This is a genomic window from Nonomuraea helvata (assembly GCF_039535785.1).
Lineage (GTDB): Bacteria > Actinomycetota > Actinomycetes > Streptosporangiales > Streptosporangiaceae > Nonomuraea > Nonomuraea helvata.
The window spans coordinates 812,107-825,056 of sequence record NZ_BAAAXV010000005.1; the positions used below are offsets into that span (position 1 = coordinate 812,107).

The 12,950-nt window shown below is 67.9% G+C and carries 12 protein-coding genes; 11 read left to right on the forward strand and 1 reads right to left on the reverse strand.

The window, feature by feature from the left end; genetic code table 11:
* Positions 1–92: 92 nt before the first annotated feature.
* From ABD830_RS23145 to ABD830_RS23185, 9 genes are all read left to right on the forward strand, one after another.
* Positions 93–1,646 carry a sigma-70 family RNA polymerase sigma factor gene (locus ABD830_RS23145; protein ID WP_344990806.1) on the forward strand — a complete coding sequence of 518 codons (1,554 nt, stop codon included), beginning with the start codon at positions 93–95 and terminating at the stop codon, positions 1,644–1,646.
* A 276-nt stretch (positions 1,647–1,922) separates the two neighbouring features.
* A complete protein-coding gene (locus tag ABD830_RS23150) occupies positions 1,923–2,288 on the forward strand; it encodes a hypothetical protein (protein WP_344990809.1) in 366 nt (121 codons plus the stop codon).
* On the forward strand, positions 2,285–3,415 hold the full coding sequence (locus ABD830_RS23155; protein ID WP_344990812.1) for a GNAT family N-acetyltransferase: 1,131 nt from the start codon (positions 2,285–2,287) through the stop codon (positions 3,413–3,415). The genes ABD830_RS23150 and ABD830_RS23155 overlap by 4 nt, the downstream gene beginning before the upstream one ends.
* Positions 3,416–3,557: 142 nt before the next feature.
* Positions 3,558–4,391 (forward strand): glycosyltransferase family 2 protein, encoded by an 834-nt coding sequence (locus ABD830_RS23160; RefSeq protein WP_344990814.1) that lies wholly within the window; start codon positions 3,558–3,560, stop codon positions 4,389–4,391.
* A 12-nt stretch (positions 4,392–4,403) separates the two neighbouring features.
* Positions 4,404–5,345, forward strand: a complete 942-nt coding sequence (locus tag ABD830_RS23165) for a glycosyltransferase family 2 protein (RefSeq protein ID WP_344990817.1) — start codon at positions 4,404–4,406, stop codon at positions 5,343–5,345.
* Positions 5,342–6,145, forward strand: coding sequence for a polysaccharide deacetylase family protein (locus ABD830_RS23170; RefSeq protein ID WP_344990820.1), 804 nt, complete (start codon positions 5,342–5,344; stop codon positions 6,143–6,145). The genes ABD830_RS23165 and ABD830_RS23170 overlap by 4 nt, the downstream gene beginning before the upstream one ends.
* Positions 6,138–7,454 carry a lipopolysaccharide biosynthesis protein gene (locus ABD830_RS23175; RefSeq protein ID WP_344990823.1) on the forward strand — a complete coding sequence of 439 codons (1,317 nt, stop codon included), beginning with the start codon at positions 6,138–6,140 and terminating at the stop codon, positions 7,452–7,454. The genes ABD830_RS23170 and ABD830_RS23175 overlap by 8 nt, the downstream gene beginning before the upstream one ends.
* Before the next feature lie 8 nt (positions 7,455–7,462).
* Positions 7,463–9,856 carry a hypothetical protein gene (locus ABD830_RS23180; protein ID WP_344990825.1) on the forward strand — a complete coding sequence of 798 codons (2,394 nt, stop codon included), beginning with the start codon at positions 7,463–7,465 and terminating at the stop codon, positions 9,854–9,856.
* Between the two features lie 110 nt (positions 9,857–9,966).
* Positions 9,967–11,142: a DUF418 domain-containing protein gene (locus ABD830_RS23185; protein WP_344990828.1), complete on the forward strand. Its 1,176-nt coding sequence runs from the start codon at positions 9,967–9,969 to the stop codon at positions 11,140–11,142.
* A gap of 5 nt (positions 11,143–11,147) precedes the next feature.
* Here ABD830_RS23185 and ABD830_RS23190 read toward each other — a convergent pair whose 3' ends face one another.
* Positions 11,148–11,597, reverse strand: coding sequence for an ATP-binding protein (locus ABD830_RS23190; RefSeq protein WP_344990831.1), 450 nt, complete (start codon positions 11,595–11,597; stop codon positions 11,148–11,150).
* A 199-nt stretch (positions 11,598–11,796) separates the two neighbouring features.
* Between ABD830_RS23190 and ABD830_RS23195 the strand changes: the two genes are divergently transcribed.
* Together ABD830_RS23195 and ABD830_RS23200 are read left to right on the forward strand one after the other, a co-directional pair.
* Positions 11,797–12,624, forward strand: coding sequence for a helix-turn-helix domain-containing protein (locus tag ABD830_RS23195; protein ID WP_344990833.1), 828 nt, complete (start codon positions 11,797–11,799; stop codon positions 12,622–12,624).
* Positions 12,614–12,826, forward strand: coding sequence for a DUF397 domain-containing protein (locus ABD830_RS23200; protein ID WP_344990835.1), 213 nt, complete (start codon positions 12,614–12,616; stop codon positions 12,824–12,826). The genes ABD830_RS23195 and ABD830_RS23200 overlap by 11 nt, the downstream gene beginning before the upstream one ends.
* Positions 12,827–12,950: the final 124 nt, after the last annotated feature.

The window sequence follows — 12,950 nt, forward strand, 5'->3', positions numbered from 1 at the left end:
CGGTTGGGCATGGCGGGCGAACCCGTCATGACGAGGCCGCGTCCTCTCCGCGTGGGGCTTGAGTGCCCGTTCTACCCGCGGGGAGGGGATCCGTGCCCGGATGGCCGTCCATCGGTCGCGCCGAGGAGCATGAGCTGGTCGAGGCTCTGCGCCGCGCGCACACCGACGCTCCCGCCAAGCTGTACGACTCCTACGCCGAGCGGCTGCACGACTACGCCGCCTCCTTCGCCGCCGACGTGGCCGCGGACGCCGTGCACGACGCCCTGGTCACCGCGCAGGGGTGCGTGCACCGGCTGAAGGAGCCGGCCAGGCTGCGCGCCTGGCTGTACGCGCTGACCAGGTTCCAGGTGCGGGCCAGGCTGGCGCATCGGACGCCCGCTGAGGGCATGCCGCTGCCGGTGCTCGAGGAGCACGACGACCCCGAGCTGGCCGACCTGGTCCACGAGACGCTGGGCGAGCTGAGCAGGAGCGAGCGCGAGGTCCTGGAGCTGTCGCTGCGCCACGGCCTGACGCCGGCCGAGGTCGGCGCGGTGCTCGGGCTGACCTCGCGGCAGGCGGTGGGCAGGCTCGGCAGGGCCCGCGACCACCTGGAGAACGCCGCCGCCGCCGTGGTGCTGGCCAGGACGGGCCGGGCGCACTGCCCTGACCTGTCAGCCATGCTGGACGGCTGCGAGTCCCCGCTCACCCCGCTGCTGCGGCGGCGGCTGTCGGGGCACATCGGCGGATGCGAGGTGTGCACCGAGGGCCGGCACCGGCAGGTCTCGGCGGGGCGGCTCCTGGACATGGTGCCGGTCGCGTACCCGCCCATCTCGCTGCGCCGCCGCGTGATCGACACGTGCGTCAACCCCGAACGCGACCAGACCCGCACCCTGATCACCGATCGCGGGGACAGCTTCGACAAGGCCGGCTTCCCCGTGGCCGTCGAGCCCCGCTCGCGGCGACGCAGACCGCGCCGCCTGGCGCCGGTCCTGCTGGCGGGCGCGTGCGTGCTGGCCGCGACGGGGGCCATGGTCGCGATCAACGGCGGCGACGCCTCCGATGACACTCCCCTGCGGGCCGCGCCCTCGCCCACCGTCTCCCTCGAGGAGAGCCCTGGGGAGGACACCACGGAGGACACCACGGAGGACCCGCCGACGCCCGAGCCCACGGACGAGCAGGACGAGCTCACGCCGGCCCCCACGCCCAGCCGCACCCCCTCCGGCCGCGCCACCCCGACGGCGCGGCCGAGCGCCAGGCAGGCGACCGTCCCGACCCCCGCCCGCCGCAGGCCGGCACCCGGCGCCCGGCTCGGCACCTCGTGCCCGCAGGCGCTCGACGGCGCGGCCAAGATCGGGATCCGAGCCCGCAACGCCGCGGTCTCGTGGGTGGCGACCGCCTCGCCAGGACTGGACGTGTTCCCGGCGAGCGGGTCGATCAAGGCCGGCGGCTCCGTGGCGATCTGGGTGACGGTCCTCGACCCGGACAGCTCGGGCAGGGGCCGCGTCACCTTCACCTCGAACGGCGGCACCGCGAGCTGCTCGCTGACCTGGAACGGCCGTACGGGGCAGACGTCCGAGCCGACCCGTGAGCCGACGGCCTCCGCCGAGCCCAGCGCGTCGCCCTCCGAGACCGCGTCCGCGGACGACGCCGAAAATCTCGACGGCTAAAAGATCACCATTGTGTAGATCGGCATTTATAGCCGACATAAATGGATGATTTGACCCTTCACTCGAAGACGACTGTCCACATAGGGCATTGTGGTGTGTCTGGAAGCAGGCCCGAGGCCGAAACCCCTTGACTACGCGTTGAAACCCCACGAGAAAATCTTTGTATGCCGGTAAACCAGGGTGCGTCGCCAAGCGTCGGCATTGACGTCCCATGGCACAGATTGGTCCCATGAAATAGCGATCAGTAGTGCTTTGATAACAGAGCAGGAGAGAAGGATGCTCAAGCAGCACCGCAGGGTACTGAAGTGGCTGGTGGCTCTCGCCTGCATAGCTGGAGCAGTTGTGGCGCTTTTCGACATAAACACGCCGTTGCGCCCATTTTTGATCTCTCTGTTCCTTCTGGTCGTTCCAGGTGCGGCGGTTGTAGGACTGTTGCGCGATCGTGACCCCCTTGCCGCGTTATCAGTAGGGGCTGCGGCAAGTCTCGTACTCAACGTGCTTCTCGCTCAGGCGATGTTGATGTTCGGCGCGTGGTCGCCCCGGGCAGGCGTCGCGACGGTCGCCGTGCTCGGAGGGTTCATGTACGTGCTTCGCGTGTTGTACCGGGGGAAGAGCATGCAGACGCGGCAGGGGGCCAGGTGAACATCCAGGTAATACGGCCGGGAGAGCTCGGGGACTCCGAGCGGAGCCGATGGCGGGAACTCCAGAAAGCCGATTCGAGGCTGGACAATCCATTCCTTTCGCTCGAATTCGCAGTGGCGATGGACCGCCTGCGCGATTACGTGAGGGTGGCGGTGATCTCCGACACCGACGGCATCGTGGGGTTCTTCCCGCACGAGCGGCACAGCTTCGGCATCGGCAAGCCGCTCGGCGGCTTCCTCACCACGTGCCACGGGTTAATTTCGACCCCCGAGCTGCAGCTCGACGCCAAGGCGCTGCTGCGGGCCTGCAAGCTCAGCGTGTTCGACTTCGACCACCTGGTGGCGGGCCAGCCGACCTTCGCGCCCTACGAACAGGATGTCCGGCCCGCTCCGGTCATGGACTTCACCTCCGGGTTCGACGCCTGGCTCGAGCAGGTCAAGTCCAATTCCCCGAAAAACCTCAAGACCGTCCGCTACAAGGAGCGCAAGCTCGGCCGGGAACAGGGCGAGCTGCGCTTCGAGTGGGCCTCGGCCGACCCCGAGGTGCTGCGCACGCTGCTGACCTGGAAGTCCGACCAGTATCGAAGAACTGGCCGGGTGGATAGATTCGCCCAGCCGTGGATCGTCGAATTGACGGACATGATGCATGCCGAAAAGTCATCGGACTTCGCAGGTGTCCTGACCATGCTTTATGCCGGGGATGTCCCGGTTGCCGGGCATTTCGGCCTCCGAACGGCCACCACGCTTGTAGGGTGGTTCCCCGCCTACGACACCGAGTTCGGCCGTTATTCACCGGGTATCGTGCACCATCTCCAGATGGCCGAGGCCGCCGCGAACGACGGGCTGCACATGGTGGATATGGGCAAAGGCGGCAAAGAGTACAAAGACTGGCTCAAGAGCGGAGTCTTGTACGTCGCCGAAGGTCGCATCTCACGACCCTCCGCGGCAGCCGCGGTCCACTGGATGGGCCGAACTCCTTTCAACAAGGCCCGAACAATCGTCATGGAACGACCGTCTCTTTATAGGGCGGCCGACCGTGTGCTCAAGGGCTTCGGTCGAATGCGTACCTCGATGCAGCAGCAAGAGTCACCCAACTCAGTAGTGAAAGAACCAACGGGAGCACGCTGAGCGCTTCCGAGTCCCCGGCAGACACCCTCACAGCACAGGACCCTTCGATGCATCGTTCACCGGCTTCGCCATTCCCTCGGCACCCGGGTGTGGCCGCGTCCGGCTCGCGGCGGGGAGGGGTCCCGGAAGGATCTCCCTCGCCATGAGTCCCGAGATAGCCAAGCACAACGGCAAACCGCAGGCAGCACCCTTGCGGTCGATGCCGCCACCCACCAGCTTCACGCCGGTCACGCCTCACCTGGCCATTTCCCCGACGGTGAGCGTGGTCGTACCGGCGATGAACGAGGCAGAGAACCTGCCGCACGTCTTCGCCACGATCCCGAAGTGGGTGGACGAGATCGTGCTCGTCGACGGCAACTCCGTCGACGACACGGTGGCCGTGGCCAGGCGGCTGCGGCCGAACCTGAAAGTGGTCACGCAGACCGGCAGGGGCAAGGGTGACGCCCTGGCAGCCGGTTTCGCGGCGTGCACCAGCGACATCATCGTGATGATCGACGCCGACGGCTCGACCGACGGCCGCGAGATCATCTCCTTCGTGGGGGCCCTGGTGACGGGCGCCGACTTCGTCAAGGGCTCACGCCACGCGGCCGGCGGCGGCAGCGACGACCTGACGCTCAACCGGCGGCTCGGCAACAAGGTCTTAACCACGATCGTCAACGTCCTGTACGGCACCAGATACACCGATCTGTGCTACGGCTACAACGCCTTCTGGGCCCGCCACCTCGACGTGCTCGACCTCGACTGCGACGGCTTCGAGGTGGAGACGCTGATGAACGTGCGGGCCGCCAAGGCCGGGCTGAAGGTGCACGAGGTGCCGAGTCACGAACGCACCCGCATTCACGGCGAGAGCAACCTTCGCGCCGTACGAGATGGCTTCCGCGTGCTCAAGACCATCCTGAAGGAGTGGCGTCGCCAGCCCGCTCCTCCTCAGCCTGAGCCGACCGCCACTCCCGCCGCTGACCGAGGCGTCGCATAAAAGGAAACACTTGTGAACACGTCTGTTGTCATCTGCGTCTACACCGAGGAACGGTGGGAGGACATCAGGCAGGCAGTCGAGTCGGTCGAGAGCCAGACACGCCCGGCACACGAGCTGATCCTGGTGGTCGATCACAACCCCGACCTGCACCTCAAGCTCAAGCACGCGTACCCGCAGGCCACTGTGGTGGCGAACACGCACGAGAAGGGCCTGTCGGGAGGCAAGAACACCGGCGTGGCCACGGCCGGCGGTGAGATCGTCGCGTTCCTCGACGACGACGCGGTCGCCGATCCCGGGTGGCTGGAGGCTTTGGAGGAGGGCTTCCAGGTAACCGGTGTGGTGGGCGTAGGAGGTCGGACGGATCCGCTGTGGGCGTCGGGGAGGCGCCCACAGTGGTTCCCGTACGAGTTCGACTGGACGGTCGGCTGCACCTACCGCGGCATGCCCGAGGTACGTGCGCCGATCCGTAACGTGATGGGCGGCAACGCCGCCTTCCTGCGCGACGTCGTGTCCGAGGTGGGCGGGTTCCACAGCGGGATCGGGCGCAGCGTGCAGGGCCGCAAGTCGCGCCCCCTGGGGTGCGAGGAGACGGAGTTCTGCATCCGTCTGAACCAGCGCAGGCCGGGCTCGGTCATGCTCTTCGAGCCGCGCGCGGTGATCGGGCACAAGGTGTCCAGGCAGCGCGAGCGGTTCGCCTACTTCAGATCCAGATGCTATGCGGAAGGGCTGTCGAAGGCCCTGGTGACGCAGGAGGTCGGCACGCAGGACGGCCTGGCCAGCGAGCGGGCCCACGCGCTGAGGACGCTGCCGCTCGGCGCTCTGCGCGGCGTCGGCGAGGCGCTGCGGGGCGACCTGGGCGGCCTCGGCAGGGCGGCCGCGATCGTGGTCGGGCTGGCCTGGACGACCTGGGGTTACGTGGTGGGTTCCGCCCGGCTGAAGGCGGCACGCTCATGACCCGGATCCCGATCCTGATGTACCACTCGGTCAGCGACACCCCCAACAAGGAGACCAGCCCGCATGCGGTGCGGCCGTCCGACCTGGCCGAGCAGCTCGCGTACCTGTCGGAGAGCGGGTTCACCCCGCTCACGCTGGGGGACCTGGTGGCCTCGCTCAACCACAACAACGGCCGGTCGATACCCGACAAGCCGATCGTGGTGACGTTCGACGACGGTTACGCCGACTTCCACAGTCACGCGCTGCCTCTGCTCGAGCGCCACAAGTTCCCCGCCACGGTCTTCCTGACCAGTGGCTGGGTGTCCGACGCGGGCAGCGACGCGGCGGGCCGCCCTCTCGACAGGATGCTGAGCTGGGGCCAGGCCCGCGAGGCCGCGCAGACCGGCATCGAGATCGGCGGCCACAGCCACAGCCATCCCCAACTCGACCAGCTCCGCACCGAAGAACTCCGGCAGGAGCTGCGCAGGAACAAGGGCCTGCTGGAGGAGAAGATCGGCGCGCCGGTAGCCACCATGGCCTACCCCTACGGCTACTCCAGCGCCCGCGTCCGCCAGGAAGTCCGTAAGGCCGGATATTTCGCGGCCTGCGCCGTGAACAACACGATCGCCGCCGACCGCCACGACATGCTCGCCATCCCCCGATTGACGGTCGGAAAGGGCACGACCATCGCCATGTTCAGACGCGCCGTCGAGGGCAGCGCCGTTCCTCTCATCTACCTGCGCGAGCGCATCCTCACCAAGGGGTACGCGGTCGTGCGCCGGACGAGGTACGGGCTGCAGCGGGTGCGCGGAAATGTCTAACCTCTGGGGCAGGATCCTCGGCGACCTGCGTAATCCGCTGTTCCGCCAGGGCTACGCGCTCATGGCGAACACCGTCGTCACCGGCGTGCTCGGCATGGGCTACTGGCTGCTGGCGGCACACCACTACTCGCCCGAGGAGTTCGGCCGCGGGCAGGCGGTGATCACGGCGATGCGGCTGTTCGCGTCGCTGACGGCGCTGGGGTTCGTGGGCGCGCTGGCCCGCTTCCTGCCGGTGGCCGGCCGCCGCACCCCCGAGCTGATCCTTCGCGGGTACGTCCTGGCCGCCGCCACGGGCGGGGTCGCCGCGCTCGGGTTCCTGCTGACCCTGCCGCTGTGGGGGAAGACGTACTCGGTGCTCAGCGGCTTCTGGCCCGGGCTGTTCTTCCTGGCGTCCGTGCTGGTGTGGGCCGTCTTCACGCTGCAGGACGTGGTGCTGACCGGGCTGCGCAGGGCGCCGTTCGTACCCGTGAACAACCTGCTCTTCGGCATCGTCAAGATGGGACTGCTGGTCGCGCTGGCCGGGGCGCTCCCGTCGGGCGGGATCTTCGTCTCGTGGGTCATCCCGACCGCGCTCGCGCTGATCCCCGTGAACTGGCTGATCTTCGGCGTCGTGGTGCCCAGGCACGTCAAGGAGTCCCGCGCCGAGCAGGAGCCGCCCCGGCTGCGCGAGGTCGGCAGGTTCCTCGCCGGGGACTTCCCCGGGACGCTGTCGATCCTGGGCATCGTCTACCTGGTGCCCGTGGTGGTGGCCACGCGGGTGGGCGAGGCCACGTTCGGGCGCTTCTCGATGGCGCACACCCTCGCGAGCATGATCGAGCTGCTGGCCATGAACATGGCGGTCTCGCTCACCGTCGAGGGCTCCTTCGACCGTGCCCGGCTGGCCGAGAACTGCCGTCATGCGCTGCGGCGGGCCTTCCTGATCGTCACCCCGATCATCGCCGTGGCGATCATCGCCGCGCCGCTGATCCTGACCGTCTTCGGGTCCGAGTTCGCGGCCGAGGGCACGACGCTGCTGCGCCTGATGGCGCTGGCCGTGCTGCCGCGGGTGCTGATCGAGGTCTACCTGAGCGCGCTGCGGGCGCAGTCGCGGGCGCGGATGCTGGCGGCCGTGCAGATCGGGCTGGCCGTTCTCGTGCTGGTGTCCACCGTGGCGCTGTTCCCGTACGCCGGCGTCAACGCGGTCGGGTACGGACTGCTCTTCAGCGAGGTGCTCATGGGGCTTCTGATCCTTGGGAACCTCCGCAGAATTCTCAGGTTCGGCGAAAGAGGGACGCAGGCTGTTACCCACGGGTCGGCCGGGGTCGCATGATGGTCAACGTGACGCAACGCGAGGGCGACGGCGTTGAGCCGGACGCGGACACGACGGCGGTCGTACGACTGCCTGCCACCTTGCACATCGGGCACCCGCCGGCGGCGCCCGAAGCGCCGCCGAGCGAAACCTCCCCTGCCGAAGCACCGCCGAGCGAGACCTCCCCCGCCGAAGCACCGCCGAGCGAGACCTCCCCCGCCGAAGCAGCGCCGGAAGCCGAGCCTCAGCAGGTTGCCCCGGCCGGGCCGCGCGCGCGGGGCGGCCGGCTCGCGGCGCTGGTCGCCGGTGCGCCCAAGTGGCTGCCCGCGGTGCTGGTCCTCGAGGGCCTCGTCATGTACGTCCTCGCCCTCAAGGTCCCCCCGGGCCCGCTGCGTGGCCTGGATCCGAACGACATCGACGGCCTGGGCCTGATCTCGGCGCTCCCGCCGACGGCGTTCTTCGCCATCCTGATCATGATCGTGTCGTTCTTCGTCACGGTCGCCCAGAGCAGCGACCGCAAGTTCCTCCTGCTGTTCCAGATCGCCGCCATCACGTTCGCCCTGCACGGCGCCGGGGCCCTGGTGGCGACGGAGCCGCGCTTCCCCACGGCGTACATCCATGCCGGTTTCGTGGAGTTCATCAGCAGGACCGGCGAGTCGGCCATCAGCATTGACGCCCGCATGGGCTGGCCCGGCTTCTTCGCGCTGTTCGCCTTCGTGACGCAGGCGGCCGGCATCACCGACCTCACGACGATCCTGCAGTGGACGCCGCTCGTCTCCAACCTGCTCTACCTGCTCCCTTTCGTGCTGATCCTGCGCCAGGTCGTGGCCACCACGCGGGCCCGGTGGTTCGCGGCGCTGCTGTTCGTGCTGGTGCAGTGGATCGGGCAGGACTACTTCTCGCCACAGGGCTTCACGTTCGCGCTGTATCTGGCGTTCGTGGCGATCCTGCTCAGATGGTTCGGCCGGGTCGAGCCGCGTAAGAAGCCGATCCCGCCGAAGGGGCTGCGCAAGCTGCTCGGCAAGCTGGACGCGATGACCCCCGGCGAGCTGGCCAACACCGGCACGTTCCGGGTCGACAAGCTGCTCATGCTGCTCATGCTGCTGGCGCTGTTCGTCGCGGCGGTGGCCTCGCACCAGATCACGCCGTTCATGATGCTCGGGGTCGTGACCACACTCCTGATCTTCAAGCGGACCTCGCTGAGCTGGGCACTGCCGTTCTTCCTCGGGCTGGTGGTGCTGGCCTGGATCAGCTACATGACGGTGGGCTTCTGGTCCGGCCAGATCGACGCCATCTTCGGCGGGCTCGGCCGGATCCTGCAGAACCTCCGCAGCAACACCGGCGACCGGATCGAGGGCAGCGACCCCGCGCACGCGCTGGTGCTGAAGGCGCGGCTCGGCATCCTGGCGCTGATCCTCAGCCTGGCGGCCACCGGGCTGGTCAGGCGGTGGCGGCGTGGGGTGTTCGACCGGTCGGCGCTGATCCTGCTCTGCGTGCCGGTGCTGGCGCTGGGGCTGCAGAGCTACGGCGGCGAGATCGGGCTGCGGATCTACATGTTCGCGCTGCCGGGGGCGTGCCTGCTGGCCGCGTACGCGTTCTTCCCCAACCTGCCCGCCGACAGCGTGGACGTGCGCGAGGAGACCCAGCCGCTGCGTCCCAGGAAGGTACGCGTCAACCCGCAGTTCACCAGGAAGCTCTCGGTGGTGCTGGCGGCGTGCTTCGCGGTGGTGTTCGCGTTCGCGTTCCTGCTGGCCAGGTACGGCAACGAGAAGTTCGAGCGGGTCACCACGGGCGAGGTGGCCGCCCTGCACTACATCTACGAGCACGACAAGCCGAGCGCCAAGGTGCTCTACCTGGTGCCCAAGAAGGGTCCCGAGGTCACGCCGACCCTGCCGTGGGGCGAGAAGGACGTCGAGCTGGTCAATTTCGGCGTTCAGGCTCTCGTGCACAAGGACCCTGCGCAGATCGCGGACACGGTCCAGGCGCTGAAGGCGGAGCCGCGGAACTCGTACCTGATCGTGAGCCGCGGGCAGGTGAGCTACCTGCAGCTCAACGATGGTTTCCCGGACGACTGGGGGACGAGGTTCCGCGCGGCGCTGGACGCCTCGCCCGACCTGAAGCGGGTGTTCTCCAACGAGGACGCCGCGCTCTACACCTGGAAGAAGTTCGTCAGGGGCACCGAGATCCCCGATCCCCGGCCGTACAAGGGGCGCGGCGACCCCACCTCGCCCTGGACACCGGTGGGCATCGGCGCGCTGGGCGTGACCTGGGTGGCGCTCTTCGCGTACGAGATCATCTGCCTGAACGGCCGGAAGCGGGCGCGCAGGACCCGCAAGCGGCTGCTGTTCCTGGCGGTTCCCGCTTTCGCGGTGGCTCTGGCAGTGATTGTCGAGAGATTCATTTACATCGCACAAAATAACTGAATTCACAGGAAACACTCAGCTTGTGCGGGATGATGTAACCCGATCTCAGGACACAGGAGACACGTCCCGCCATGTCCGACGCACGACTCGCGGCAGCGAGAATCGCTTCTGTGGACGCCTTACGGGGTTTCTCGCTCCTCGGCATCCTCATCGTCAATATCGCCTTCCTGGCCTCCGGTTACCGCATGGCCGGAATGGCGGAGCCCGCGTTCCAGTCCTCACTGGACTGGAACGTGCGGTGGGTCGTGACGATGCTCGTGGAGAACAAGTTCTATCTGCTGTTCTCCTTCCTGTTCGGCTACAGCTTCACGCTCCAGGTCGACTCGGCGGCGCGGCAGGGGCGGCCGTTCGTGCCGATGTTCCTGCGCCGGCTGGCCGGGCTGCTCCTGCTCGGGCTGGCGCACGCCGTGCTGCTGTTCCCCGGCGACATCCTGACGACGTACGCCGCCGTCGGCCTGGCCCTGCTGGTCCTCCGCAAGATCAAGCCCAGGTCGGCGGTGGTGCTGGCGGTGCTGCTGACCGCGGCGCTGGCGCTCGGCTTCGTGCTGCTGGCCCTGCTGGCCACGTTGGGCCTGGACACGGCGGGCACGGTGGCCGACACGGCGGCGGAGGCCGCCAAGTCGGACACCGCTCTGATGGCCTCCGTCGGGCAGATCGTCACCGAGCATCTCAGGAAGCTGTCGCTGATCATCCTGTTCCGCGTCTTCTTCCAGGGTCCCGCCGTGCTGGCCGCGTGCCTGATCGGCCTGGCGGTCGGCAAGCTGGGCGCCCTGCGCGACATCTCCGCCCACACCAGGACACTGGGCACGCTGCAATGGATCGGCTTCACGCTCGGGCTCGGGGGCGCGTGCGTCTACACGCTGTCGGCCTGGCACGGCACGATGCACAAGTTCTGGGGCGAGTCCGTGGATCTGGTGACGGCACCGCTGCTGGCGGCGGCGTACGCGGCGACGTTCCTGCGGCGGCTGCCGTCCATGCCGCGCGTCGCGCGGGTGCTGGCGGCGCCCGGCCGCATGGCGCTGTCCAACTATCTCGCGCAGTCGCTGATCTGCTCGCTGATCTTCACTGGGTACGGGCTGGGGCTCGTGGACCGGGTCAGCCCGCTGCTCGAGGTGCTGATGGCCCTCGGCATTTTCGCCGTCCAGGTCGTCTACAGCCATTGGTGGCTCAAGAGCCACCGGTACGGGCCGGTGGAGTGGCTGCTGCGCTTTCTCACATATTGGCGCAGACCCACCCCCGCCCGCCTGACCCGGGCCCCTCACTCCCCCGCCGCCCTCCCGGAGTGACCGCGTCAAAGGGCGTGGATGGGCACGTGGCACCAGACCACGCGCTCTTCCCGCTCGGTGAGGTGCGTCCCCCAGGCGCCGCCGCAGATCGCGACAACGGTGGCGATGCCCATGCCGCCGGGCTGTCTCATGCGCGGGAGCCAGTCGTTCCAGTCGGCGGGGAGCGGCCTGCACGTCGGCTCGGACCCGGGATTGCCGGGATCTGTCACGACCAGGCGAACGCAGGACGGCTCCTGGTCCAGGCTCAGCCGCACCCAGTCGCGGCCAGGGCCCTTGAGCGCGTGTTTGACGGCGTTGGTCACCAGCTCCGAGACGACGAGCTCGGTGTCGTACAGCGCCGGATGCGTCGCTCCCAGCCAGCCTCTGACGGCGAGTCTGGCGCGGTGAGGCGCGTACGGATCCTGGTGGAGCCTGGCGCGCCGGAGCCGTGTCGGGGCTGTCCCTCCTGACCGCATGGAATCACCTCGAAGAGCGTTGAAACGGTCAGCGCAGCGGAGAATTGCCTGCGCCTAAAACTCCGGAGCCTCTGCACAGCATGGCGTCATGCCGTTACTTTGTGTTGCGGGAAAAGGACTCCACTTTCCTCCAAGTGCCGCCGGCGGTGTGTGTGAGCTTTGTAGGGGGCGCCAGAGATGGAAGGCAAAAGGGCATGATATGACGGCAAACGGGCAGGAGTCCCGCCTACGCGCGCGAGCGGAGTATGGCGCACGAATGCGGAAATTCCGGACAAGTCATGGCCTGTCGCAGGAACGCCTTGCCGCAGCTCCCGGAGTCACCTACAGCGAGAGCCAGATCGGCGCCGTCGAGCGCGGCAAGCGCACGCCGAGCGAGGCTTTCACGGAGGAAATCGAGCGCGTTCTCGGGCTCAACGGCGAACTGAAGGAACTCCTGCCCGACATCCACACAGACCTGGGACCCGTATGGTTCAGGCCATGGCCGGGCATCGAGGCCGCGGCCCACACCATCCGGACGTCCGAGCCGTTGGTGATTCCCGGCCTTCTCCAGACGGAGGGATACGCCGAACAGGTTCTGCTCGGCGAGCCCGGCACCACGCGAGAACAGGTGCACAAGGCCGTCAAGGTCCGGCTGAAGCGCCAGGCCGTGTTCGACGAGCCGAATCCGCCCATGTATTCGACCCTCATCGACGAGAGCGTGCTATTTCGACCCATCGGCGGGGCAGAGGTGATGCGCAAACAACTCGCACACCTGGTCACCGTCATGAAGCATCCGTGCATCACCGTACGCGTCGTCCCCCTGTCGGCGGGGATGACCACCGGTCTGCTGGGCGCGTTCGAAATCGCGCAGGTGGACGGCTCTCCCGATGCCGCCTATCTGGAGAGCGCGCTAACGGGTGAGGTGATCACGCACATCGACAAGGTCCGAGCCCTTGGGGTGCGGTGGGATGCGCTGAGCAGCATGGCGCATCCCGTGAACGTCAGCGAGAAAGTCATTCGCGAGATGATGGAGAGGTATGGAGACTGACAACGAACTGCTCACGGCCGCCTGGCGCAAGGCCAGGGCATCGGGGAGCAACGGCGGCAGCTGCGTCGAGGTCGCACCCCTCAGCGGTGGACGCGTCGCCGTGAGAGACAGCAAGGACCGGGGCGGCCCCGCCCTCGTGTTCACGGCGGCGGAATGGGCTGCCTTCCAAGACGGCATGGGCAAGGGCGAATTCACCTTCTAGCCGGACTTTCTGGCCGGATTTCCTGGCCGGATTTCCTGGCCGGACGAGATGGGAAGAGAGGCTCGATCCGCGTTTTCCGAGCCTCTCTTTCTTCTCTGGACCAGGGAGGGAGGGTCTTCTGCGG